This window comes from Paenibacillus sp. LHD-38 (genome assembly GCF_031157315.1).
Lineage (GTDB): Bacteria > Bacillota > Bacilli > Paenibacillales > Paenibacillaceae > Pristimantibacillus.
In genome coordinates this window covers 125,713-150,903 of sequence record NZ_JAVIFU010000017.1, presented here as the reverse complement: position 1 = coordinate 150,903, position 25,191 = coordinate 125,713, and the positions used below count along the sequence as shown (strand labels likewise).

The 25,191-nt window shown below is 47.2% G+C and carries 20 protein-coding genes; 4 read left to right on the top strand and 16 right to left on the bottom strand.

Annotated features, from left to right (window positions below; all coding sequences use genetic code 11):
- Positions 1–248: 248 nt before the first annotated feature.
- Positions 249–398, bottom strand: coding sequence for a 50S ribosomal protein L33 (gene rpmG / locus RCO25_RS16610; protein WP_053377650.1), 150 nt, complete (start codon positions 396–398; stop codon positions 249–251).
- A gap of 32 nt (positions 399–430) precedes the next feature.
- Positions 431–1,645: a GTP-binding protein gene (locus tag RCO25_RS16605; protein ID WP_308997251.1), complete on the bottom strand. Its 1,215-nt coding sequence runs from the start codon at positions 1,643–1,645 to the stop codon at positions 431–433.
- Positions 1,646–2,124: 479 nt separating this feature from the next.
- On the opposite strand from RCO25_RS16605, the gene RCO25_RS16600 reads away from it, so the two are divergent.
- Entirely contained in the window at positions 2,125–2,520 is a 396-nt protein-coding gene (locus RCO25_RS16600; RefSeq protein WP_308997250.1) for a hypothetical protein, read from the top strand.
- A gap of 85 nt (positions 2,521–2,605) precedes the next feature.
- On the opposite strand, the gene RCO25_RS16595 is transcribed toward RCO25_RS16600, so the two are convergent.
- A complete protein-coding gene (locus RCO25_RS16595; protein ID WP_308997249.1) occupies positions 2,606–3,679 on the bottom strand; it encodes a Gfo/Idh/MocA family protein in 1,074 nt (357 codons plus the stop codon).
- Complete coding sequence (locus RCO25_RS16590) at positions 3,676–4,812, bottom strand: Gfo/Idh/MocA family protein (RefSeq protein ID WP_308997248.1); 1,137 nt, start codon at positions 4,810–4,812, stop codon at positions 3,676–3,678. Before RCO25_RS16590 ends, RCO25_RS16595 begins: the two co-directional genes overlap by 4 nt.
- A 174-nt stretch (positions 4,813–4,986) precedes the next feature.
- On the opposite strand from RCO25_RS16590, the gene RCO25_RS16585 reads away from it, so the two are divergent.
- From RCO25_RS16585 to RCO25_RS16575, 3 genes are all read left to right on the top strand, one after another.
- Positions 4,987–5,844: a helix-turn-helix transcriptional regulator gene (locus RCO25_RS16585; RefSeq protein WP_308997247.1), complete on the top strand. Its 858-nt coding sequence runs from the start codon at positions 4,987–4,989 to the stop codon at positions 5,842–5,844.
- Positions 5,845–5,938: 94 nt separating this feature from the next.
- Entirely contained in the window at positions 5,939–6,364 is a 426-nt protein-coding gene (locus tag RCO25_RS16580; protein WP_308997246.1) for a MarR family winged helix-turn-helix transcriptional regulator, read from the top strand.
- Between the two features lie 65 nt (positions 6,365–6,429).
- Positions 6,430–7,665: an MFS transporter gene (locus tag RCO25_RS16575; protein ID WP_308997245.1), complete on the top strand. Its 1,236-nt coding sequence runs from the start codon at positions 6,430–6,432 to the stop codon at positions 7,663–7,665.
- Here the strand turns inward: RCO25_RS16575 and RCO25_RS16570 are convergent.
- The 12 genes from RCO25_RS16570 to leuB all read right to left on the bottom strand — a co-directional run bounded on the left by RCO25_RS16570 (position 7,662) and on the right by leuB (position 25,104).
- A complete protein-coding gene (locus tag RCO25_RS16570; RefSeq protein ID WP_308997244.1) occupies positions 7,662–9,497 on the bottom strand; it encodes a PAS domain S-box protein in 1,836 nt (611 codons plus the stop codon). The genes RCO25_RS16575 and RCO25_RS16570 overlap by 4 nt on opposite strands.
- Positions 9,498–9,962: 465 nt before the next feature.
- Positions 9,963–11,180 (bottom strand): 2-oxoglutarate dehydrogenase complex dihydrolipoyllysine-residue succinyltransferase, encoded by a 1,218-nt coding sequence (odhB, locus tag RCO25_RS16565; RefSeq protein WP_308997243.1) that lies wholly within the window; start codon positions 11,178–11,180, stop codon positions 9,963–9,965.
- Between the two features lie 6 nt (positions 11,181–11,186).
- Positions 11,187–14,096 (bottom strand): 2-oxoglutarate dehydrogenase E1 component, encoded by a 2,910-nt coding sequence (locus tag RCO25_RS16560; protein WP_308997242.1) that lies wholly within the window; start codon positions 14,094–14,096, stop codon positions 11,187–11,189.
- Between the two features lie 341 nt (positions 14,097–14,437).
- Positions 14,438–15,400, bottom strand: coding sequence for an acetylxylan esterase (locus RCO25_RS16555; protein WP_308997241.1), 963 nt, complete (start codon positions 15,398–15,400; stop codon positions 14,438–14,440).
- A gap of 210 nt (positions 15,401–15,610) precedes the next feature.
- On the bottom strand, positions 15,611–16,867 hold the full coding sequence (locus tag RCO25_RS16550; protein WP_308997240.1) for an MFS transporter: 1,257 nt from the start codon (positions 16,865–16,867) through the stop codon (positions 15,611–15,613).
- Positions 16,868–16,887: 20 nt separating this feature from the next.
- On the bottom strand, positions 16,888–18,411 hold the full coding sequence (locus RCO25_RS16545; protein ID WP_308997239.1) for a leucyl aminopeptidase: 1,524 nt from the start codon (positions 18,409–18,411) through the stop codon (positions 16,888–16,890).
- A 223-nt stretch (positions 18,412–18,634) separates the two neighbouring features.
- The gene (locus RCO25_RS16540; RefSeq protein WP_308997262.1) at positions 18,635–20,005 is read right to left on the bottom strand and encodes an ATP-binding protein; all 1,371 of its coding nucleotides are present in this window, start codon (positions 20,003–20,005) and stop codon (positions 18,635–18,637) included.
- Positions 20,006–20,250: 245 nt separating this feature from the next.
- Positions 20,251–21,543 (bottom strand): anti-sigma factor domain-containing protein, encoded by a 1,293-nt coding sequence (locus RCO25_RS16535; protein WP_308997238.1) that lies wholly within the window; start codon positions 21,541–21,543, stop codon positions 20,251–20,253.
- The gene (gene sigI / locus RCO25_RS16530) at positions 21,540–22,355 is read right to left on the bottom strand and encodes an RNA polymerase sigma factor SigI (protein WP_308997237.1); all 816 of its coding nucleotides are present in this window, start codon (positions 22,353–22,355) and stop codon (positions 21,540–21,542) included. The genes RCO25_RS16535 and sigI overlap by 4 nt, the downstream gene beginning before the upstream one ends.
- A gap of 135 nt (positions 22,356–22,490) precedes the next feature.
- Positions 22,491–22,907, bottom strand: a complete 417-nt coding sequence (locus RCO25_RS16525; RefSeq protein WP_308997261.1) for a hypothetical protein — start codon at positions 22,905–22,907, stop codon at positions 22,491–22,493.
- Positions 22,908–23,330: 423 nt separating this feature from the next.
- Positions 23,331–23,879: a peroxiredoxin gene (locus tag RCO25_RS16520; protein ID WP_308997236.1), complete on the bottom strand. Its 549-nt coding sequence runs from the start codon at positions 23,877–23,879 to the stop codon at positions 23,331–23,333.
- A gap of 145 nt (positions 23,880–24,024) precedes the next feature.
- Positions 24,025–25,104 (bottom strand): 3-isopropylmalate dehydrogenase, encoded by a 1,080-nt coding sequence (gene leuB, locus RCO25_RS16515; protein WP_308997235.1) that lies wholly within the window; start codon positions 25,102–25,104, stop codon positions 24,025–24,027.
- Between the last annotated feature and the right edge of the window lie 87 nt (positions 25,105–25,191).

Sequence of the window (25,191 nt, the reverse complement as noted above, 5' to 3'; positions counted from 1 at the left end):
ATGCTATGTATTCACAGCACAACGGTTTTTCAGAGGCCTCCTGGTAAGGGCGGCCTCCATTTTAGCAAGTGACATTTTCATCGAACAGTTAAAGTGACATTTTCACAGACGATTGACATCCATAATTGCAGGAGGCTCCCGTAACAGAGCCTACAACCATACAGCGAAAAGGCCGTCTTCCGGATATTCTCCTTCTGACAACCTTGGTCGCATGAACTGCTGTACTGCCGTATCGGATTACAGCAATGTTACCTTGTTTCTCTATGGACCGTTACGCGTTTGAGCCGCGGGCTGTATTTCTTGACCTCGAGCCGCTCTGGCGTCGTTCTTTTGTTTTTTGTCGTTGTATAGTTGCGGTCGCCCGTTTCTGTACAAGCAAGCGTTACGATTACTCTCACAGCATTCACCTCCCAAAAATCATAAATAAAAATCAATGAACGGTTTGCTCCATTTGCTCCTCCGATGCATTCGGGAACTCATCTGAAATATCGCTCCAATCCAGCAAAAGCTCGCTGTCGCTAAGCAGGCAGCTGTCAAGCGAATCAGTCAGCTTCGCACGGTCCATGGAAATGCCGATAAATACAACCTTATTGATGCGGTCTCCATATTGATCATGCCAAAGCCCCGCAAGCTCCGGGTCCTCCCGCAGCGCTGCTTCGCGCTCGGCCTCAGGCAAAGCAGCCGCCCATTGCCCAGCAGGTCCGAATTGGATGGATGGTCCTGCTTGGCTTAGGCTTTGCGCGTATTGATTTCGAGTCGCCAGCCAGACCATGCCTTTGGCACGAACGATTTCCTCCGGCCATTCCTTCATCCAATCCATAAGACGCTCCGGATGGAAGGGCTTCACCCGTTCATAAACGAAGGAGGATATCCCATACTCTTCCGTTTCAGGCGTATGAGCAGGCGCAGCCATCTCCTTCATCCAGCCAGCCGATTGGCTGGCCTCGTCGAAGTTGAATAACGAAGTGTTCAATATCGCCTTCGGAGCTACTTCGCCTTTGGAGGTTCGAATGAATGTTGCGCGCGGCTGCAAGGCACGAAGGACACCTTCAAGCTCCGCTAGTTCCTCTTCGCCTACGAGATCGCATTTATTCAATATCAGTACATCGCAAAATTCAATTTGGTCAATCAGCAGATCCACAACCTCGCGGGTATCATCCTCGCCTACCGCTTGGCTTCTCTCCAGCAGCGTTTCGCCGGATGAATAATCATGCCAGAAGCTGTAAGCGTCAACGACCGTTACCATGCAATCCAGCTTGCAAAATTGCGTCAAATCTACACCTTGCTCTTCATCGATGTAGGTGAAGGTTTGAGCGACAGGAACCGGCTCGCCCACGCCGGTCGATTCGATTAAGATATAATCAAAACGGTTCTCCTTCGCCAGCTTCTCGACCTCCTTCAACAAATCTTCCCTAAGCGTGCAGCAAATGCAGCCATTGGACATCTCGACAAGCTTCTCATCCGTACGAGATAAGCCTCCGCCATCCTTAATGAGGCTCGCATCAATATTCAGTTCGCTTAAGTCATTGATAATGACTGCGACTTTAAGCCCGTCTCGATTGTTTAATACATGGTTTAAAATGGTCGTCTTTCCTGCGCCCAAATAACCGCTCAATACGGTCACTGGTATTTTATTCGCTTTCATGGTGCACCTCTGTTCTATTCTGATCCTCTTTAGGGTTCGATTAATACGTAATCTTTACGATTATACTTTAAATAAAAAGCCGTTCCCGACGACTAATAGTAACCATTACGCTTTACTAGTATAACAACAGCTAAAACTTCCGTCAAGATCGTAAGAATTACGTTTAGTTCTCATGCTCCCTCAATCTTATTTCCTTTTTCAAATGCGCAAGCCGCTTCTTACTAAGGCTATACGGTATTATAAGGGCTCCTATAGTTAACGAAACGATATGCCAACATACCAAGCGCGGCGACGTCCAATAACTTTTTGAAATCCGAATGTAACTTTGTGGGAATTTTTTCGTCTTATTGGTTATGCGACAAGCGTAAACGGCTGTCTCCGACTTTTAGCAGCAACAGCAGTCGTTTTGCGGGGATAGATCAGCACATTTATGAGTGAAAACATATACATTCCTAAATAAAGGTTGGAGGGCTATCCAGATGTTTAAACTTTGGAGCATTATTCTATTGATCGGAATAACGACAGCATGCGCAAATACCGGCGTTCCTTCTTACGATGCGGCGGCGGGCTATAAACCATCGGCCGTAAATGAACAATTCGTTGTCCCCCTTCATGCTGAGCAGCAGCCATCAACATTTAGCAATCCCAATATTCTAAAGGGATCTACGTACCATCTCAAAGGCATAGGCGGCGAACAAGGCCTTTACCCGCCGCTGGCGTATTTCGAAGAGCTGAGCAGCTTAGGCTGGAACGAGCTGGAGGATAAAAGGCTGGGGCATACTCATTTCTTCAGTAATAACCAAACCGTTATCTCTGTTGTTGTCAAAGAAGATTTCATTCAAATCTATGAATTGAAAAAAGACGCAAAGTATTAAATCTGATGCCCTATAAAAAGAGAGCCCCCGCAGTTACCGACTGCGGGCAGCTCTCCTTTGCCAAAGCCAAAATTGATTTTTACTCCTACTCCACTCGTACCGCATGCTTCTGAGCCAGCAGCGACAGTTCCGCCGCTTTAAAGGTATGCTCCTGAGTCATTGCAACTTCCGTGCCGTTCAAGCAATCTAGTATCAGCTGGCCAAAATACGGAAAACCGACCTTGCCGCCTAGCTGCATATGCTGCTCCCCGTCCGCGTTTACCAAATAAAGCTGATCGCCTTCCTTTTCCCTGCCAATATCGATATATTTACGCAGCTCGATATATCCATCCGTTCCGAGAATGATGGTACGGCCGTCACCCCAGGTGCCAAGGCCGTTTGGTGTGAGCCAATCGACACGGAAATAGCCGGTTGCCCCATTGTCACCCACAAGCATCATATCGCCAAAATCCTCTAACTCCGGATAATCCTTATTTGCGTAGTTTGCAACCTTGCTGTTCACGACATTAGCATTCTGATTGCCTGTAAAATACAAAAACTGCTCGATTTGATGCGATCCGATATCGCAAATAATGCCGCCGTACTTTTCCTTCTCGAAAAACCAAGCCGGACGGGAGCCTGCGTTCAAGCGATGCGGCCCAAGACCCATGACCTGCACGACACGTCCGATTGCACCCTGCTCGATCAATTGACCGGCAAACACAGCGCTTTCCACATGCAGCCGCTCACTGTAGTAGACGGCATATTTCTTGCCGGTTTCCGAGTAAGCCTCACGCGCATCCGCAAGCTGCTCAAGCGTCGTAAACGGCGCCTTATCTGTAAAATAATGCTTCCCGCTTCGCATGACACGTACGCCAAGCGGACCTCGCTCTGACGTAATCGCTGCAGCGGCAACCAGCTGCACCTCGGGATCAGAGAGTACCTGTTCTTCCGAATCAGCAGCCTGCACCTGTGGATATTGGCGAATAAATGCCTCCACCCGGGCTGGGTCGGAATCGTAAACCCACTTCAAAGTTGCTCCCGCTTCGACAAGCCCGTTACACATGCCGTAAATATGTCCATGATCCAGGCTGACGGCAGCGATGACGAACTGCCCGTCCTCTACAACTTTGTTGGGCTTGCCCTTAGGCGCGTATTTCATTCCGTCTGCTTTACTCATTTGCCAACTTCCTCCTTCTGAAATGACGAGTTCAAAATCCGATCCTGCAAATGCTGGTGGAACAGCTCTTCATCGATTGGAAGGTCAACCCAGTTGTCGGTCCAAGTAGATAGCAGCATGGCATTTGACAGCATAAGTCCCTTAATGCCTTCCTCACCCGGCGCGATCAACGGCTCATCGAACAAGATCGCATTCACAAAGTTTTGCGTAATGCCTTTATGGTCTGGATAGCTGCCTTGAACCGGAATTTCGCATTTCCAGCATTCCGGCTGGCCAAAGCCGCCTGTAAATTGTTTATTGAACTCAGGCTCAGGCACGCGCAAACGCCAGAAGGTCAGTTCATTATTTTCGATGACGATTTTCCCGCGATCACCGCTAATTTCAAGCCGGTTCGTTCCTGGCGCTTCGCCTGTTGTTGTAACGAATACGCCGGTGGCACCGTTTTCATACTCCACGAAAGCCGTAACGTCATCCTCAACCTCAATATTACGATGCTTGCCGAAATAACAAAATGCACGGACGCGCTTCGGCATCATGCTGATCGTCCACTGCCACAAATCAAGCTGATGCGGATCTTGATTGAGCAAGACGCCTCCGCCTTCACCAGCCCAAGTTGCCCGCCATGTACCTGAATCATAATAGCTTTGAGAGCGGTACCAGTTTGTAATAATCCAATTAGTGCGTTTTACTTCGCCCAGTTCTCCCGCGTCAATCAATTCTTTCAATTTCACATATAACGGATTCGTACGCTGGTTATACATCATGCTGAATTTCACATTCGCTTTGCTGCCCGCCTCATTCATTTGGCGAACCTGCTTGGTGTAAACGCCTGCCGGCTTCTCGCACAACACATGCAGTCCCCGCTCAAAGCAAGCGATTGCAAGCTCTGGATGAGAGAAATGGGGCGTTGCAATTAGCACGCCGTCGATCAAGCCGGAATCCATCATCTCATACGGATCGGCATAGAGGCCCACTTGGTCGCCAAGCTTTTCTTTCGCCCATTGAAGATTTGCTTCTATGCTGTCGCTGACCGCGGTAATTTCGACCCCGCTTACTTCGCCTTTCAATAAGTAACCAATATGACCTTTACCCATATTACCCAGCCCGATAATTCCCAAACGAACGATCTGCATCCGGATGCCGCCCCTTTATTAAAAAGTAAAATGATTATGCTAGCTAACTTGATTTGTCTGCCTCTATGGTAACATTTTGGGGTCAAGCCGACTTCATTCGCATTATCCTGTTTACGCTTTTATTTGACTGTGGTTGGTGTATAATGAGGGTACTTATGAGAGGGAGTCGATCACATGAGCACGCAGCACCGAATCAGCGCACCTTTTACGATGGGTACCAGCTCTGACTTTAACGCTCAGGTCCAGTACCATACCCATTTCCACTATGAGATTTATTACTTCCATGGCGGCAAAGTGAACTATCTCATAAATGACCGCATATACGTACTTGAACCCGGCGACCTTCTACTTATGCACGGAATGACGCTTCACCGTGCGCATATCGATCCCAGCGTGGAATATCACCGCTCCACCCTTCATTTCGATCCGTTTTATTTTAAACAATTTATCCAGCCGTCTTTTGCAACGGATTTGCTAGAGCCATTCCAGAAGCTTCATAATGTAAGACTTCAGCTGCGCGGTGCCGAGAAGGCAGAGGTCGAAGCAGCGCTTCATCGCCTTGGGCAGCTGTATTCCCAGCAGGACACTTTCTCTTATCAGCGCTTTCAAGCGCAGCTGCTTGATTTGCTGATTTTGATCAATCAGCTTTGCCAGAAGCCGCTAAAGGAAAAACCAATCTTTCCTTCCTCTAAGGAGCAGCATGTCCAATCGGTCATCTCCTATTTGGAATGCCATTTCAACGAGGATATTACGCTTGAGGGCATTCAAGCCGAGCTTCATTTAAGCAAATATTATTTGGCGAAAACATTTAAGGAGGTTACGGGTTTTACTATTTTTCAATTCCTGATGCAGCGAAGAATTTATCAAGCCAAAATCGAGCTGATCGATGGCGTGCAGCCCATAACCGACGTAGGTTACGAGGTCGGATTCAAGCATCCCTCGCATTTCAGCCGCGCCTTTAAACTTCATACGGACTTCACTCCCGAGCAATATCGTAAGCAGAATCAACTCCGTCAAAACAACGCAGAATAGCTTCAATCCAGATTTATGGATTGGAGCAGTTGACCCACTTAGTTGATAAGCGTATTATTGTTATATCAACTAAATAACAAGAGCAGGTGACACAATGGAATTGAAACAATCAGTCGGATATATGATTAGCAACACCGGACGCCGTTTAAACCAGCGGCTGCAGCAGCTTTTCCAAGAACATGACATTACGCCTGAGCAATGGTCGCTGCTGATGTGCTTAGACGAGCATGATGGAATTACGCACAAGGATTTGGCTCAACGTACGGACAAAGACCCTGCCAACATTACGCGTTTAGTCGATCAGCTCGAGCGAAAAGCTCTGGTTAGGCGGGCAGCGAATCCCAATGACCGGCGCTCGCAGCTGCTCTATATTACGGAGTCTGGCAGGACAAGCGCTCATGAACTTGCACCGATTGAGGCAAATTATGTCGAGCAAATGTTAACGGATATCTCGGCGGAAGAAATTAAAGCCTTTATGGACTTTATGTCCAAAATCAACAAAAATGCATCAGCCCATTAACCATTCAGAATACGAATATCACTTACTCATGGGGGCATGACTGTCATCTGAGAGGGGAACTAGCATTGAATACCAACAAATTATGGAGCGCTGACTTCGTAAAAATATGCTTAAGCAGCTTTTTCTTATTTTTCTCGTTTTATACGCTCGCTACGGCATTATCCGTTTATGTCACGAACGGGCTTGGCGGGTCGGATACGCAGGCCGGTTTGTCCATGACCGTTTTTGTTATTGCTTCCGTACTGCTTCGGCCCTTCGCCGGCCAACTCATGACCAAGTATGGCGAGCGTAAAATCGTCATTTTATCTTTGCTTCTTTTTCTTTTGTTTTCGGTCGCTTACCTAGGCGTTTTTGGTTACGCTATGCTGCTGCTTGTTCGTTTTTTTCATGGAGGCACCTTTGCGATTGCAACCACCTCAACGAACACCACGGCAATCGGAATTATCCCGGAACATCGCAAGGGTGAAGGCATCAGCTATTTTAGTTTGTTTATGAGCTTAGCTATGGTTATCGGCCCATTCGTCGGCTTGACGATTACGACACATGGCGGATTTACGGCGATGTTCGTTTTATGCGCGGTATGCTCGCTTATCGCATTCGTGCTCGGCGCATCAACCAGGCGTCAAACCCGTGAGCAGATAGCGGCTGCCGCGGCGAAAGAACAACCCCGTATACAAAACAAGGGCAGGCTGCATTGGCGCGATCTCGTAGAGCGGAAGGCCGTTCCGATTGCGCTCAGCGGCTTTGTCGTCGCGTTTGCCTATAGCGGATTAGTAACCTTTATGTCCGTCTATACGCATGAGCAAGCCATTGATCAATATGCGAGCTATTTCTTCGTCTGCTTTGGCATAATGATCGTTTTGCCGCGTCCGATAGTCGGGAAATTGCTAGACCGCGTTGGCGAGCATGTCATTGTTTACCCTAGTATTGCCGTCTTTACGATTGGTATGCTGCTGCTCAGCCAAGCCGATTCGCCCGCGATGCTGCTTGCTTCCGGTGCCATCATTGGCCTTGGATACGGTGCCCTGCTGCCCTGCTTCCAAACGATTGCCGTACTCGCGGCACCCGCTCACCGCAGAGGACTCGCCACCGCAACGTTTTATTTACTGTTTGACCTCGGTTATGGAATTGGCTCTTATTCGCTAGGAGCGCTGGCTACAAGCTACGGGTATAGCGCTATGTATATGCTGTGCGCCATTATTATCGCCTTTTCCTCCGTCATCTATTATATCCTTCATCACAAGCGCAAACGCTTGACGGGTGCTGGCGGCGAACCTGCTTTAGGATCATCCAAGGCTTAAGATTTACTTTCTTCCTGTTCCTGTACGGGCAATATAATTTCCACGACCGTGCCCTCATTGATCACGCTGCTGATTCGAAGCGTACCCTTATGCGCTTCGATAATACGCGTGCTGATCATAATCCCCAGGCCGGTCCCTTTTTCCTTCGTCGTTACAAAAGGCTCCCCTATCTTCTTGATTAATTCCTCGGGTATGCCGATGCCGCCGTCCTTAATCCGTATTTGCACTTTTCCGTCATCCGTTGTGGCAACCGTTAAGACAACCTCTCCCCCTTGGGGCATTGCCTCAAGGGCATTTTTGATTAGGTTCAGAAATACCTGCCTCAGCTGATCCGCATTACAAAAAATCATTGGCCTAGTATGGTCAAAACAAACCTTAAGCTCCACATTCAACAAAATTGCTTGTGTTTCCAATATCGAGAGCACGCTTTGTAAAATTGGCTCAAGCGGTTCATAGTTAAATTGGGTGAAATGCGGCTTGGCCAGCGTCATAAATTCATTAACAATCAGCGTAATGCGATCAATTTCATTTGCCATAATATCAAAATATTGCGGCTGCTCGGGATATCTGGCACTCAAAAGCTGCGTAAAACCTTTGAGCGCTGTCAACGGATTACGGATCTCATGCGCTACACCAGCAGCAAGTTGACCAATCGCAGATAGCTTCTCCGAGCGAATAAGTACCTCCTCCGAGCGCTTGCGGTCGGTCAAGTCCCGAATTACGCTGAGCATAACATCCTTGCCCATATAATTATTGATCCGGATACTTGATATTTCCACATCCATGAATTGTCCTTCAGAACGAACGATGATTCGTTCTTGAAAGGGGGTCGCATCATCCGAAGACATGATATTATGTACCGTCTCAAGGGTCGCGCTATGCTGGCTTGGGTGAATGAATTCAAATAAGCTCCTGTTAATAACCTGGCTTTCTTCATCTAAACCGATCAACTGCAGGGCAAGCTTGTTCGCATAGACGATAATCCCCTCATCGCTTATCACAATGGGTTCGGGAACGAATTTGATCATTTTCTGATAGAGCTTCGCGCTGTCCCTCAGCAGCTTCTCTTTTTCACGTTTAAAGGTAACATCTTGTACCGTACCAAGTAAGGAAGGTAACCCATCCAGCATAATAAGGGAACTGTTCCCTTCCACATAGATAGGGGTGCCGTCTTTTTTCTTCCCTTTAAATTTGAGCGGGAATTGTATGTTACCATTAGCCATACTCTGCATCACTTCGTTTTGGATCCGATTGACTTCATCTTCCGACATCAAATCAATTAGCGAGATCATTAGCAGCTCTTTTTCCGAATAACCGAACATATCGGCCAAATAGGGATTGGCGTATACGATATTATTTTTTTGGCCTACGAACACGCCAGCTACGACGTTCTCCATTAGGCTTTTGTATAAGAAATCCTTCTCATGCAAGGAGGCTTCCATACGAATCCGGTTCGAGATGTCACGGATAATGAGCTGAACAGCCTGCTTCCCTTCAAACATCACTTCAACAGCTCTCAGCTCCACCTCAAATGGCTCCTGATTTAAGCGAAGCAGCTTGTAATTGATAAACTTAGACGGATTTGCATCACGGATAAGATAATTAATATTGACCGGAAATAATTCCAAAAATTCAGGATGAACGAATTCGTTCATGGGATGCCCGATGATTTCATCCAATCTGCTGACACCAAAGATGCTCAATAACGTGCGATTCGCAAATACGATATATCCTTCACAAAAAATAATAAGCCCGTCAGGGAGCATATGGACCAGATGCTGGTACCGTTCTTCACTTTCTCTCAATCGCTCATTAATTTCATTACTTTCCATCTGCATAACCCACCTTATTGGAGCAATTAACTTTATCTGTTTGTTACTTTCAACATCGCCTGCCGTCTTCCTGCTCCGCAATAAGATTTATATGTAAAAAGGCATAACCACCAATTCGTGCATGACCGAATACCAGCTGTTCGTCAAGCTGCTAAAGCCTTGATCTTCTCGTCAGAGCGCTTCCGGAACTAAGCAGGCACTTTCCCTCTTTACCTACTGATTCGCCTATAAACTCGAACCTCTAGACCTCGTTTACGGGTTTAACGCTCGTCTCTTTCCTCAGCAGCTCGCCTGAAGCCGTATCCAGCTGTTTAATCCGCAGCTGGATGTTTGCATTTTTCGACAACTTTTTCAGCTATCGAACTTTGGAACTATTTTTGGAAAATGTATGTCCAATCAAAAAAGGGACCGCCCTAAAAGTAGAATCAACTACTTCAAGGACAGCCCCTCAACGTATATTAATATTTAGCCTTCAAGAAGAAGTGCTTCCGGATCTTCTAGAAGCGCTTTAACCATAACAAGGAAGCGGACCGCTTCGCTACCGTCTACGATACGATGATCGTATGACAATGCGATATACATCATCGGGCGATTTTCCATACGGACGTCATCGATTGCTACCGGACGGATTTGAATTTTGTGCATGCCGAGAATCCCAACTTGCGGCGCGTTTAGAATAGGAGTCGACAGCAGGGAACCAAATACGCCGCCATTTGTGATCGTGAAGCTTCCGCCTTGCAGATCAGAAATCGCTAGTGTGTTTGATCTTGCTTTACCTGCAAGTTCAACGATATTTTTCTCAATTTCAGCAAAGCTTAGACGATCAGCGTCACGAACGACCGGAACGACAAGACCTTCCTTAGCTGAAACCGCGATACCGATATCAAAGAACTTTTTCGTGATGATATCTTCGCCGTCGATTTCTGCGTTAAGCAGAGGGAATGCTTTGAGCGCGCCAACTACTGCCTTTGTGAAGAACGACATAAAACCAAGGTTCACATCGTTTTTCTCGAAGAAAGCTTGCTTACGGCGTTTGCGCAAATCAAGAATCGCTGTCATATCCACTTCATTGAAAGTCGTCAGCATCGCTGCCGTACGCTGTGCTTCAACAAGGCGGTTAGCAATCGTAACCCGGCGACGAGACATCCGTTTGCGTTCCGTCGGCTTGCCGTCTTTGCTTGCGCTTGCTGGCTCAGCTTGCGAGAGCGGTGCAGATTTAACCGGAGTCGCTACTGCAGGAGCAGGAGCTTGTCCTTGCGCTTGCGAGAGATCAATGCCTTGCTCGCGAGCACGCTTTCGTGCTGCTGGCGATGCATTGATTGCTGCTGCACTGTCGCTTACAGATGCGGCCTGCTGCGGAGCAGGCGCTGCAGCTGGTGCAGCTGGTGCAGCAGGAGCGGCAACCGCTGCCTGTTCTGCCGCTGGAGCAGCCGGTGCGGATGCTCCAGCTCCTTCACCGATCGAACCGATTGCTTCGCCTACAAGCACAACATCTCCGTCTTGCTTGGCGATGCGTGAAACAACACCGCTGTTGTCTGCGCTAATTTCAATGTTTACTTTATCGGTTTCAAGCTCTAGCAGGACATCTCCTTGACTAACAGAGTCGCCTTCCTTCACGAACCATTTGGTAATCGTGCCCTCAGATATGGACTCGCCTAATTCTGGTACTATAATTTCAGCCATTAGTCACTACCCCCTTATCAAACTTTCAACTGGTTTGCCGTTCAATGCTGTAGAAATAATCCATTTTTGTTCTGCAGCGTGCACCTCTTGGTGTCCGCTTGCCGTACTCGAGCGATCAGGTCTGCCGACGTAACGGACAGCTGCCTTTTTAGGCGCCAATGTGCGAAGTCTAGGCTCCATAAAGCTCCATGAGCCCATGTTTTGCGGCTCTTCTTGTACCCAAACGATTTCTTCCAGCTTATCGAATTGCTTCACGATGCGCTCGATTTCCGCATGAGCGAACGGATACAGCTGCTCCACTCTTGCTACGCGCAGCCAATCAAAGTCCTCTGCATTTGACGAAGCAAGCGCTTCTTCGATATCAACAGCAACCTTACCTGTGCAAAGCAGCAAACGTTTTACTTTATCCTTCTGATCCTTCGGCTCCGTCAGGCTAAACTGCGGAAGCACGGGTTTGAACGAGCCTTCGCTGAAATCAACGCCGTGTGAAGCGACGCGAGGATTACGGATCAAGCTTTTTGGTGCCATTAGAACAAGCGGACGAACCTGCTCGGTGCCTAATAGCGATGCTTGCTTACGCAGCAAGTGGAAATATTGAGCGGATGTTGTCAGATTCGCAACCGTCCAGTTGTTATCAGCCGAAAGCTGAAGGAAACGCTCAAGTCTTGCGCTAGAATGCTCTGGCCCCTGGCCTTCATAGCCATGCGGAAGCAAAATCGTAATTCCTGATTTTTGCGACCATTTCGCACGGCCAGCTGAGATGAATTGATCAAAAATAACCTGCGCGACGTTCGCGAAATCACCATATTGCGCTTCCCAAATAACGAAAGTTTCAGGCGCGAATACATTATAGCCATACTCGAAACCAAGCACTGCCGTTTCGGACAAGGGGCTGTTATGAACCGCAAAGGAAGCTTTCGCTTGCGGAAGCATATGAAGCGGCGAGAATTTGGCTGCATTAGCATTATCGTTAAGCATGATATGACGGTGCGCAAACGTACCGCGCTCCGAATCCTGTCCGCTTAGTCGAATCGGCGTGCCGTCTGCGAGAATCGTTGCGAACGCAAGCGCCTCCGCATGCGCCCAATCAATCTTTTCTCCATCGTTCAAACCAGATGCTCTGCGCTGCAAAATACGTTGAAGCTTCGTATACTCCGTGAAGCCTTCTGGACGGTTAAGCAGCTCCAAGTTAATTTCGCGAAGCGTTTCAAGAGGCACCGCTGTGCGAGCTTCTTCACCCGTTGGAATCACTGATTTCTGCTGCTCGCCGCGCAGTTGCGGCTGGCCTTCTTTTGCTTTCATCGCATCATAGGCTGCTTGCAGCTTACCGTTGGTACGCCCACGCAGCTCCTCGATTTGCTCTTCCGTGATCGCTTTCTCGCCTTTCAGCTGCTCGGCATATAGCACGCTTACTGTCGGGTGATTGCGAACTTTCGTGTACATAAGAGGCTGAGTTACTTCCGGATCGTCCATTTCATTATGACCGAAACGACGGTAACCGATCAAATCTATGACAAAACCTTTATTGTAGCGGAGACGGTATTCGCAGGCGAGGCGTACAGCTGCCAAGCATGCTTCCGGCTCATCCGCATTTACGTGTACGATAGGAATATCGAAGCCCTTCGCCAGATCACTTGCGTAATGCGTCGAACGTGAATCGATGCTGTTCGTCGTGAAACCAAGTCTGTTATTGGCGATGATATGCAAAGTACCGCCATTGTGATAGCCTTGCAGCTTGTTGAAGTTAAGCGTCTCGGCAACAATGCCTTCACCGATGAAAGCCGCGTCGCCATGAACGCAGATCGTAACGGCTTTGGATGAATCCTGCTTCGGCATGCCTGGCTTGCTGCGATCCTCTTGTGCGGCCCGCGTGAAGCCTTCGACAACCGGATTAACAAACTCCAGATGACTCGGATTGTTAGCAAGGGTAAGATTCGCGCGAATTGTTTCGCCTTCTTTAATCGCCCGGTCTGCCCCTAAATGGTATTTCACGTCGCCGGTCCAGCCATAGTTAAGGCCCATAGATCCTTCTGACGGAATAAGCTCCTTGTTAGGCGCATGGTGGAACTCGGAGAAAATTTTCTCATAAGGTTTGCCGAGTACATGCGTAAGTACGTTTAGGCGTCCACGGTGAGCCATGCCCATCAGTATATGGTTTGCTCCGTCATGTGCTACGGCACGCACGATTTCATCCAATACTGGCACAAGCATGTCTACGCCTTCGATAGAGAAGCGTTTTTGACCAACAAATGTCCGGTGCAGGAAGTTCTCGAAATATTCAACTTCCATAAGACGCTCGAGCAATGCCGAACGTTCTCTTGCTGACAGCGGCGCAGGGAAGCTCCCAGATTCCGCCTGCTTATTCAGCCAATTCCGTTCATTCTCATCATGAATATGTGTAAATTCATAAGCCGCAGAGCGGGTATATATTTCTCTTAGACGGTTAATCGCTTCCCAGCCGTTCGAGATCGATGCCGGAGCATTATCCCAAATAAGCGATGCGGGAATAGAAGCCAAATCCGCTTGCGTAAGACCGAAGGTTTCCGGTTCGAGCAGCTTTGTATCTGCCGCTGGACTAAAACCTAGCGGGTCTATATCCGCAGCTAAATGGCCGTATCTGCGTATGTTCAGCATAAGCTGATGCGCAGCGACAACCTTCTTCAACATATTTGAATCAATCGGACCAGGTGCTGCTGCACTTGATGCAGCCTGTTGCTCGCTCGGCTTGCTTGTACTTTGAACAGCTCCTATCGATACTGCTGGAGGTGCGCCAAAACGTTCAAACAGCTCGCGAACCGTTGCCTCAACGGCTTCAGGATCGGTTAAGAAACGTTCGTATTGCTCCTGCACATACCCAAGGTTGGGTCCATAGTAGCTTTGCCAAGGCGAATAATTACGCTCATCATGGTTGCTCATTGCAGAAAATTCCACCCTCTCTATTCATTGCCATCCTATTATTTTCTAAGGCGAAGCCCATCATACATGCCCGCCTGCTTACAAATGCTTTAAAGCGTTTCAACATGCTATTCATATGAATGGTTAATAAGTTATACCGTAATTTTATATTGTAGGTTTCATATCACGGCAAATTATAGGATGCAGCTTTGCACTTCCTTTATATTTTAGTACATTGAACGCTCTCCAACCATAATCTTATTGGCATCGATATCATCCATTTCAAGCATTGATTGTCGTTCTCGGACAAGAATTCGAGCATGAATCGGTTAGTGCTTATTCCATCGGCTACTACGCAGTATTTAGCTGCTTTTAAATGCATCCTGCAGAAATATAATTGCTGCGCGAGCTTGATATTCACTCACCTCATGGCCTGAAAAAGGATAATCATTCAGCTGCTTGCGAGAACGAATACGATTGTATACCGCATAAACCGTTTCTGGCAAGCAAACGGTATCTTTCCAGCCTACCGACATCAAGACCGGTGCTTTTATTCGCTCTGCCAAATTCAGAAGGTCAAAATGGGCAAGTGCTCCCAGCACTGAACTTAAGCGTTCCGGATAACGCTTAATATGCTGCGCAATTTCCGTTAGGGAACCCGTCGAATGCATGATGCCATAATCCATATGGCACATGTTTGGAATATCGGAGACAACCGCGCTTACCTTCGGATTGAGAGCGGCAGCCAGCAGAGCAAGTCCGCCCCCTTGGCTTCCTCCGATAACTGCGATCCGGGAAGGATCCACCTCGGTTTGAATCGCCGCAGCATCAACAGCTCTTACCGCATCTACCGTGATCGCTCTGTAATAGCTTTGTTCGATACTTGCCAGTCCCTGCGTGACCCAGCCTTTGACCGCGCCTTCATCAGATGTCAGCAGATTTCCGGTTTCGCCGCCTTGTCCTCTCGCATCGACCGCAAAAACTGCATAGCCTAGCAGCAGCCATGCAGCATAACGCTCAGGCAGCCCCTTGTCGCCCGTGTACCCCTGATAGATGACGACGCAAGGAAGCTTCTCGCCCCTTAAGCCTTGCTGCGGCACGATATACAAGCCATGAATAGGCGTATCGTCACTTCCCTTAAAGGTTAACCGTTCCGTCCTCACCGCAGCGATCGGAGTATCAAGCAATTCCTTGACAATAGCCAGCGGCTTGTCCGCGTAGCTGTCTAATACCGCTTGCCAATAAAGATTCAGATCCGCTGGATCCATGGTTAGCGGCGGATTATAGGACAGCAAATCATTTTTTCTACGTTCTATCGCATGCATATCAGTATACCCCTATTTCCCTGTGTATTTTCGTCCATTTCCGTATTCTGATAAAAGATTCCGAGTTCCCGCTTTGGCAGTTGGCAATCAAAAAGGCTATTTCTTGAACGACTTTGCAAGCCAATCAATAAATAGCCTCATGCACAGAGCATCAGCCGTCCCCTATTTAGGTCAAATGATCCTATTAGCGAAGCGTATTCAAACCGATCTCTACTTCTTTTCTTTCAATACGATAGGTCCAATGACAAGCGCCATTACAAGCAGTAACGCGCCTGTAAACATTGAAATGCCATAGCTCTGCACCCAATACGGACTATCCTCCAAACGCTTGTAAATCCAACCCCCTAAAAGCGGACCGATAAATCCGGTAATGCCTGTTAACGCGGAAAAGACAGCAATATACATCGGTCGCTCCGACTTAGGCGTATCCCCGATAATAAAGTTAAAGGCAAGCAGGTTGTATCCCCCAATGCCGATCCCGAGTACGCAATGAACAATGATTAGAACAAGTACGGCTGGCAGCAGTTCCATCCCCGACCACAGCAAACAGGCAAAAGCAATAATCGGAAGCGCCCATCTAAGCAGTGTACGCGTCGCGAATCTGCTGTTCAAATTGCCCCAGTAATAATAGCTGAACATCATCACGATCATCTGAATCGTTGTTATGACAGTAACCCAGGTGTAATTGAGCTTCACGATATCCAGCATGACATAGGAAAAGAGCGGAACCGTAATATTTTGAATCAAAATAAAGGTTGCCAAAAAAAGAGTAGCAAACAAATAAGTGCGGTCACCGAGCGGCTTTTTTAGCATTTTCCACTTTGACGATTCAATCGAGCGCTCCAGCGGAAGATTAGGGTAACGGAAAAGCTCAATGCCGTTCCATACAGTGGCTGCCGCGCAAATCACATATAACACCACAAAGCCGCTGCCTTCTGGCAGGCGGTTCAATATTTGGCCGCCAATGAGCAGGCACAGGCTCGCCACCGCCCAATGGATCGTATTCCTTATGCCAAAATACCGTCCGCGAACCTGAGCAGGCACCATATCCGCAACCAGCGAAGTCCAGAGCACACCGGCAGACTGGGCGCAAATAAACGAAATCGTAAACATCCCGATATAGGCCGCGACCCAATAGCTCTCAGGCACCCAGAAAGGAATAAGTCCTGTTGCGACCCACAAGATGCGATGAACAAGGCTGAATATCATGACATAAAGCCGGCGATTCTCAAAACGGTGAATATAGAAAGCAATACCGAGCTGAAAAAGGTTGGCAAATGCGGGAATAGCTAGCGCTGCACCGATTGCGTCTGATTTTGCCCCCAAATAAAGGAGGTACGCCGTAAGCAGCGGACCTCCGAGTAAATTTCCGATAATCGTAGCAGGAATACCTTCCACAACAGCCGTGTGCAAGCCTTTCCGCTGTGCGGACATTCTCCGTCTAGGCAACAGGATGTCCTTTAACATAATAATCCTCTCCGCTCTGCTTACTCGTGGTGAACAATCAGTTCAATCAATGTCCTAACCATAACGCCTGTAGCTCCCTTAGGCTCCCAGCCGCGGCTTGATTCCAGCCATGCCGTTCCTGCGATATCCAGATGGACCCAAGGCAAGCCTTCTGCAAAATGCCCGATAAAAAGCCCGCCGGTAATTGTTCCGCCATATCGGCCACCACTGTTTTTTAAATCTGCAGCATCGCTCATAATCTGTTTCTTGTACTCCGGATAGGATGGAAGCTGCCAGATTCTCTCGCCTGCCCGCTCCGACGCTAATTGTACCTGCTTAAAAAGGTCATCATGATTGGTAACTGCCCCTGTCGCTTGGGTGCCAAGCGCAACCGAAACCGCCCCCGTCAGCGTAGCTACATCAACCAGCTTCGTTGCTCCTCTGGTAATGGCAGTCGTGAGTCCGTCGGCGAGCACCAATCTTCCTTCCGCATCCGTATTCACAATCTCAACCGTATGACCGCTCATCATGCGCAGCACATCTCCCGGCTTAAGAGCCCGGTCGGACGGCATATTCTCAGCGGTTGGAATAACTGCTATGACGTTTATGGCAGGCTTTAGCTCTCCAATAACGCGCATCGCTCCAAGCACAGCTGCGGCGCCGCCCATATCCGAGATCATTTCCTGCATCCCGTCTGCTCGTTTCAAGGAAATACCGCCCGTATCGAATGTTATTCCTTTGCCGATCAATCCCCAAGCCTCATCGGAGCTTGGATCGCCTTTGTAATGGATAACGATCATTCGCGGCGGGTTTATGCTGCCTTGACCAACGCCAAGCAAGCCGCCCATCCGCTGCTCTGCCGCGCTCCATTCGTCGATAACCTCTATTTCCAAATCGAGCTCACGGGCAAGCTCCTCCGCATGATGCGCTAGACGTTCAGGTGTAAGATCATTACCAGGAAGATTAGTCAAATCCCGGGCTAAGTTTACTCCTTCCACATAGAGCTTGCCTTTAGCTATGCCTTTCTCCCACAATGCGGCGTCTTCTGCCGTGATTGCTGCAGCCTGCGGTACAAAAGCAACCTCCTTCAGCGTAAATCGTTCATTGTGCTCGCGTTTCAAAGGCTGACGGACATGAAGCGCAAGCAGCAAGCCTTCCGTCAGTGCTTGGGCTGAACGCTCGGCGCCGAGATTAGCCTGCTTTCCTTCCAACAAGGCTTCCGACAGCAGTACTTGGACCTTCTCCGCGCGCATTTTTTTTAACGCTTTTGCGGCAGCTGCTGCAGCAAGACGCAGGCTCGTTGCTCCGCCTTCCTGCTCCAGCCCCACAAATACGATATGCGATGAAGGATAAAGCCCCAAAGTCGGCATAATTTCGATTTGCTCTGCATCCGCTTTAAATAATCCTTTGGCATAAAGCGCTCGAAGCGCATCATCGATTTGCGGCTGTATGATTTGCGCAGCTGCATCCCCTTGAATGAGTTCCTTTTTGCTGACAAATCGAATAACTGCGTCTGCCGCCGCTTGCTCCGTACCCCGAACCCCGTATGTAAATTGAACGCTCATTTATATGTCCTCGCTTTCTTAATGGATTGGCATCCATTCGTTTTGAACACAAACAACATCTTTTTCCAAACTCATTATACCTAACACCTATCGACTTTTCCATGTTTATAATTGGAGATATTCTATCGCTCGTTCCCTTGTTAAAAAAGTGAAAAGCCCTCCTTCCATTTCGGAAGAAGAGCTTTATATCAACCCAGTCTTTAGTGTCATGTGCAGCTCCGTATTAGGCTAACGGCAATGTAAGGATGAATTCCGTCCCTATGTCTGGTTGGCTATCGACTCGAATCGTTCCATTGTGGTTGCGAACAATTCGGTAGCTTACCGATAAACCAAGTCCCGTCCCTGCCTGCTTTGTCGTGAAAAAAGGATCGAATAACCGGTTCATCGTCGCTTTGTCCATGCCTTTGCCGTTATCCTTTATAATAATTTCCGCAAACTGTCCATTACTTCGCGTAATGATATCGATAAGGCCTCTTCGTTCACTCTGTACCTCTTCAATAGCATCAAGCGAATTTTTGATAATGTTTAAAATCACTTGTTTTACCTGCTTTACATCGATCGACACAAGATGCTCAGAACAATAACATTCCGCCTTGATCTCGCAATTCCGCATCAATGCTTCGCTTTCCGTCAGCAGAACAACTTCCTTTATCAAATGATCGATAGACACCAATTGTTTCATGGGTGCCGACGGCTTGGACGAATTTAGAAATTCATAAATAATATCGTTTGCCCGGTCAATTTCAGTCAAAATGATACGCGCATATTCTTCCTTGCCAACCTCCAGCAAATAAGGCCGCAGCAGTTGAATAAATCCGCGGATACTCGTTAACGGATTGCGAATTTCATGTGCAATTGCAGCTGCGATTTTACCAAGCATAGCAAGCTTGTCATTTTGCAATGCCGTCTGTTCAATTTGCTTGTATTCCGAGACATCCTTGACGCTAATTAAAAAATCGCCATCTAATTGATCACCGTAAGTAACCGTTACTAAAAGATGTTTGCCGTCTTTGTGCTGGAATTCATAGTACCTACTGTGCATGAGAAACATTTCTTTATAGAGCCTTAGAACCGTTCTCTTCGTGCTGCTGGTGAGCTGCTTGTGTCTTAAAACTTCTTTAATCGTACAGCCAATCAATGTTTTGCGCGGAATATCGAGCAGCTTGGCCATTTGCACATTAATAAACGATAATATTCCATCGCTGTCAAACAAGGCGATTCCACTGTCCATGTGCTGCAGCACATTTTCGTATTTATTTTTCACCTTTTCGAATGATCGATTCGACCTGAAAAGCATCTCTCGCATTTCAGAGAATTTCTGCTCGGTTGATCGTTCGGGCTGTAAACGAAAACGGCAAGCAACCATGATCTCCATCAAAAAAACAAATGAGCGATTGTATAATCTAACAGCTTCCTCTGAGTCGACATTAGCGGCTAAAGATTGTATACATTCCTCGTGTACGGCAATTATTTCTTCCGGGTTTATTCCGTAAAGCTCCTTGCCAAGCTCATTGGCATGGAATAATGATACTTCCTTACCACTTCTAATATACTCGGCAAGCGCCGGGAAATAGCGCTTTCGAATGGCTAACATCATGTACTCCTCCCCGGCAATATCTCTATAGATAACGGTTACAGTTACTACTAATCATAGGGCGAGTTTACAATCGCTGTCAATCGGAAATACTGTCGAAAATTGTTACGCAAATAGGCAAATAGTATCGCCCCTTGTCGATTAGGACTTTAGTCTATTCGCCTACTCCCTTACTTTTTTCATGCATTTTACTAAAAAAAAACAGCCAATTTTGTCCTTGCCAGCCTGCCTCATTTGGTATTCCGTTAATCCTTTTCGCGCTGTTTATCATTGCTCTTTCTATCACTATCTTTGTCGTCCCATCGATCATTATTTCTGCCGCTTCGATCATCATTATTGTTGCCATCATCATTGAACCGGTCGTTATCCCGGTCGTTATCATCCTGATTCTGATTACGATCGTCGCCTCGATCATTATTATCATCGTTATTGGAGTCATTCCAACGGTCATCATTATCTTCGTCATTATCATCCTTGTCATCCTGCTTATCTACATTCGGACGATTAGGCTTATTTATTTTCCCGGGGCTTATCGTAGGCTTATTGGCCCATGCTCCATTTTTTACAGGCTTTTTTGTTTCTCCCGGTTTAGCCGATGCGCTGCTTGTTGGCTTTTCAGGCTTAGCTGCTTTTACGGGCTTATTCGATTTTGGGGTAGTCACTGGCTTAACCGCGCTGTTCTTATTATCATCCTTTTGCTTAGCCTTTTCCGCTTTCTCCTTGGCGACCAGTTCCTTCAGCTTTTCTTTACTCTTATCTTCCGCATTGTCTACAATTGTTTTAACTCCGCCGATTGGCTCCGTTAATTTATCTATGGATTGCTGCTTCAGCTGTTCTATTTCAAGCTTATAGCCTTCTTCTTTCGCCATTAGATACACGGCCATCTTACCAGAGGAGATCCCGTTTGCCGTCGCTTCCTCACGAACCTCGTTCGGTATCGATATCGTTGTAATATTCGCGCTTACCTTATCCGAAGCCAGCTGCGTCAACATACCTCGAAGCGTCTCGTCGACTTTTTCCGTCAAAATACTCTCATAATCGAGTTTTAGTGCAGACGCATCGCCAAGCAGGACGCTAGTAATAAAAATATCCTTGTTCGGCGTGTCGAGATAATGTGAGACTTTAGCCCTCTCCAAAATAGAAGCAGCTACCGTTTCTACGTTAACACCTTTGAACTGGAGACCTTTAATGATATGCTCGCCGTCCTCATTTAAAGCGCGCAGCTCGCGTACTTTTTCATTCTCGTCCACGCCAAGCTCTACGCTTGGATTAATATCCATGCTGACATACGCTACCACTGGATGCGCATCGCGCTGCATGATAAAGAGAAGAGGCAGGAACAACACCATAATAAGAGCAGCAGCGCTGCCATACCAATAAACCGGTTTAATTGTACGGGGCTTCCTATACTCCTCTTCGAAAATAATCTCTTCACCAATCTGCGGCGTGCCTTGAATAGGGGCCTGCAAAAATTGCCCGTCTGCCGTCATAACGACTGCATGCTGCTTATGAATGCTCATCACAACTCCACGCTTCATTTGCTTGCCTCCTTATTCGTATCAAAATGTTCGCCAGCAATATGTAGATAATCGTGCATGAATGGATATGTTCCTGAAATAACGAGTGCGATGGCAATAATATATTTCCGGTTTCGCTCCACTGTCTTACGGGAAACACCGCACATTTCCGTTAACTCTTTTACCGCTAGCTTATTCGTTTGCCTTAATGTATCTAATAGCTGAGTTTCGCTTACAAGCGTTTGTGCAATACCAATCAAGAGCCTTCTCGAATCTGCGTGTTTAGGCGAATTCTCAACAAGCTCGGCAAATGAGATTCCAAACCGTTCAAGCTCATGGTCAAGCTCCAGTATTTCAAGCCGTCGCTCATCCTCCGTCCGTTTGACTTCAAATGAATTCATCGCTTGTCTGGTCTCGACAGAATTATATTGTGGCTGCTCTTCGTCTTCTGAATCAAACATGCTGTAGGGTACGACCTTTGAGTGCCTTTGTTCTTTTCGGACATAGTCAATAAGCCGACGGCGAATGACGGTTTCAGAAAATCCGATAAATGATTTCCCTGCATGACTCGCGAACTGATTGATTGCCTCGTTAAAAGCTAGCAGCGCAACGCTGAATTCATCATCACGATTCGGGTCTATATACCGTTTGCAAAATCGACTTGTTACTTTCATAATATAAGGTTTGTAGTCTGCTATGAACTGCTCGCGCAGCAGCTCGTCACCTTGACGAATGCGAGCAACACATTGTTCGGGAGTAAGCTTCTGCTCATCCTCCGCAGCTTCGGCGGAAACTGACTTCCGTAGAAAGCGTTTGAACAATACAAGTAACAACCGCTCCACCTCACTATTAGTATGATTCGTTTCTGTCTGCCCGGTTTCGGGGGGTACATTATGAGAAGATCTTCATTTATTTTAAAAAAAAGAAAAGCCCCCAAAAAGGAGGCTCACCATTCGTGTTTAAATAAACTAAACGGAAGTACGGCGTTGACGAAGCTTATTCCTTCTGTTGTTCAGCATCTCCAGACGCTTCTTCAGAACAAGCTGCCATTCCGTATCCTCAATTTGCTTAGCAAAGCTAAGTAAATCAAGTGCCATATCAATTTGACTGTGAACGACATCCATTGGATCTTCGTTCTCGTTATTTACGCTATTTTCAAGCAGCGCTTTGCCTTCTTGCTCCACATACTCCTGAAAATCAACTTCAGCTGCACCATCGCCATGCGCATATTCGGCTAATATCTCATATTCATTTTCAATTAAATAATGAATATCTACACGGTGACAGACCGGGCAAAACATAATTGGCACATTGTGTATATGCGTCCGAAAATGCTTTAGTGTTCCCTTTGTTCCAATCATGCTAGCTCCACAGCAAAAACTCATTGACGACTCCTCCTCAAAGGTTTGCGAATGCAAACCTGCATCGTAAGCATCATCTAAGGTTTGCGAATGCAAACCTACTTCGTAAGCATCATCTGAGGTTTGCGAATGCAAACCTACTTCGTAAGCATCATCTGAGGTTTGCGAATGCAAACCTACTTCGTAAGCATCATCTGAGGTTTGCGAATGCAAACCTACTTCGTAAGCATCATCTTAGGTTGCGAGCAAACCTGCATCATAAGCATCAACGACCGGTTAAGTATGCTAACGTTGTTTTCTTGTATGTCCTGTGGCTTTATACCTTATTCGCTTTGCATGAACGAAATTCCTGCTTTCTTATTATAATAACTGCCTCGCGACCCCATATACAAACAAAACCCGCGCCATGTAATGGCGCGGGTTTTGTTTATTGCTGTGCGGAATTTATTATTTTGCTACCAGTGTTTGTTGACCTGGTTTCCAGTTAATAGGGCAAAGACCGCCGGATTGCAATGCTTGCAATACGCGAAGCGTTTCGTCAACGCTGCGGCCCACGTTGTTGTGGTTAACAACTTGGTACTGTACTTCGCCTTCCGGGTTAATGATGAATAGGCCGCGAAGAGCGATACCTTCTTCTTCAATTAGCACGCCGTAGTCACGAGCAACGCTTTTCGTGATGTCAGCCGCAAGCGGGAATTCTAGTTGGCCAAGGCCATTATCGTTAACCGGCGTGTTGATCCATGCACGGTGACTATGTTTGCTATCAACGCTGACACCAAGAATTTCAGTGTCCAGTTTCTTGAATTCAGCAGCTGCAACGCTCAACGCTGTAATTTCTGTTGGGCATACAAATGTGAAATCTAGTGGGTAGAAGAATAATACAAGCCATTTGCCTTTGTAATCCGCAAGAGATGCTGTACCGAAATCTTTACCGTCGCCTGTTGCTGTTTCCATCGAAAAATCTGGGGCCTGGCGGCCTACCAAACGCTCTGCCATAATAGAAAACCTCCTATACCTATCCATGAATTTTTATTGTTTACGTCACTTCATCTGTGTGACTTACCTAGTAAATAGTATCACTAGTCTAGAATGAAGTCAATATTATAATAAATATTTATTTATAATAATTATAATCTGGAGACTACTTTTTAAGAGCTGCTACGATCAAATCGCCCATTTCCGTTGTTCCGATTGCTTTGCTCTTATCTACGGCAATATCACCCGTACGGTGACCAGCATCAAGTACCTCTTTAACCGCAGCTTCAATTGCCGCAGCAGCTTCGTGATAACCGAAAGTCAGACGGAACATCAGCGCTACCGAAAGAATCGTTGCGATCGGATTGGAAATCCCTTGTCCTGCGATATCAGGAGCGGAGCCATGTACCGGCTCGTACAAGCCGAAGCTTCCTTCACCTAGCGAAGCAGACGAGAGCATGCCGATTGAACCTGTCAGCATTGCCGCTTCATCGCTAAGAATATCGCCGAACATATTCTCGGTTACGATGACGTCGAAGCTCGAAGGACGGCGAAGCAGCTGCATCGCACAGTTATCAACAAGCACATGCTCCAGTTCAACTTCTGGATATTCAGGAGCGATCCGGTTTACTACTTCACGCCATAGGCGCGATGTTTCAAGCACGTTCGCTTTATCAACCGAAGCTAGGCGTTTGCCCCGAGTCATTGCGATATCGAAAGCTTGACGAACAATACGTTCGATTTCTTGCACGTTGTATACGCAAGTATCAACCGCTTCTTCGCCGCCAGCGCCTTCACGACGGAATTTCTCTCCGAAGTAAATACCGCCTGTCAATTCACGCACAACAATCAGATCTGTGCCTTCAAGAACTTCTGGCTTCAAAGTCGATGCTTCTTTCAAGCAATCGAACACGGTTGCAGGACGAATATTCGAGAAAAGGCCAAGCGCTTTGCGAATGCCGAGCAAGCCTGTTTCCGGACGAAGCTCTTTCGAGTTGTTATCCCATTTCGGGCCGCCTACCGCGCCAAGCAAAACCGCATCTGCGCCTTTACAAAGATCAAGCGTTTCTTGCGGCAACGGTGTTCCTTTCTCATCGATTGCAATACCGCCGAACAAGCCATGCTCCGTTTCAAATTTATAGCCATAAAGCTCTTCGGTTTTTTTGAGTACTTTAAGCGCTTCGCCAACAACCTCGGGGCCGATACCGTCGCCGGCAATAACTGCAATTTTTTTTACGTCTGACATAATAAATGTAACACTCCTCTTTTTCAGTTAAGCTTGTCCCTTCAACATTTCCGAAAGTATCTGTTGAAAAGCAAGTTTTCATACTCA

Bases quoted from the DNA above. Each gene is read 5' to 3' on its own strand.
- RCO25_RS16605 (WP_308997251.1), bottom strand. From the start codon at position 1,645: ATGAAAGCGAATAAAATACCAGTGACCGTATTGAGCGGTTATTTGGGC.
- RCO25_RS16600 (WP_308997250.1), top strand. From the start codon at position 2,125: ATGTTTAAACTTTGGAGCATTATTCTATTGATCGGAATAACGACAGCA.
- RCO25_RS16595 (WP_308997249.1), bottom strand. From the start codon at position 3,679: ATGAGTAAAGCAGACGGAATGAAATACGCGCCTAAGGGCAAGCCCAAC.
- RCO25_RS16590 (WP_308997248.1), bottom strand. From the start codon at position 4,812: ATGCAGATCGTTCGTTTGGGAATTATCGGGCTGGGTAATATGGGTAAA.
- RCO25_RS16585 (WP_308997247.1), top strand. From the start codon at position 4,987: ATGAGCACGCAGCACCGAATCAGCGCACCTTTTACGATGGGTACCAGC.
- RCO25_RS16580 (WP_308997246.1), top strand. From the start codon at position 5,939: ATGGAATTGAAACAATCAGTCGGATATATGATTAGCAACACCGGACGC.
- RCO25_RS16570 (WP_308997244.1), bottom strand. From the start codon at position 9,497: ATGGAAAGTAATGAAATTAATGAGCGATTGAGAGAAAGTGAAGAACGG.
- odhB (WP_308997243.1), bottom strand. From the start codon at position 11,180: ATGGCTGAAATTATAGTACCAGAATTAGGCGAGTCCATATCTGAGGGC.
- RCO25_RS16560 (WP_308997242.1), bottom strand. From the start codon at position 14,096: ATGAGCAACCATGATGAGCGTAATTATTCGCCTTGGCAAAGCTACTAT.
- RCO25_RS16555 (WP_308997241.1), bottom strand. From the start codon at position 15,400: ATGCATGCGATAGAACGTAGAAAAAATGATTTGCTGTCCTATAATCCG.
- RCO25_RS16550 (WP_308997240.1), bottom strand. From the start codon at position 16,867: ATGTTAAAGGACATCCTGTTGCCTAGACGGAGAATGTCCGCACAGCGG.
- RCO25_RS16545 (WP_308997239.1), bottom strand. From the start codon at position 18,411: ATGAGCGTTCAATTTACATACGGGGTTCGGGGTACGGAGCAAGCGGCG.
- RCO25_RS16540 (WP_308997262.1), bottom strand. From the start codon at position 20,005: ATGTTAGCCATTCGAAAGCGCTATTTCCCGGCGCTTGCCGAGTATATT.
- RCO25_RS16535 (WP_308997238.1), bottom strand. From the start codon at position 21,543: ATGAAGCGTGGAGTTGTGATGAGCATTCATAAGCAGCATGCAGTCGTT.
- RCO25_RS16525 (WP_308997261.1), bottom strand. From the start codon at position 22,907: ATGAGTTTTTGCTGTGGAGCTAGCATGATTGGAACAAAGGGAACACTA.
- RCO25_RS16520 (WP_308997236.1), bottom strand. From the start codon at position 23,879: ATGGCAGAGCGTTTGGTAGGCCGCCAGGCCCCAGATTTTTCGATGGAA.
- leuB (WP_308997235.1), bottom strand. From the start codon at position 25,104: ATGTCAGACGTAAAAAAAATTGCAGTTATTGCCGGCGACGGTATCGGC.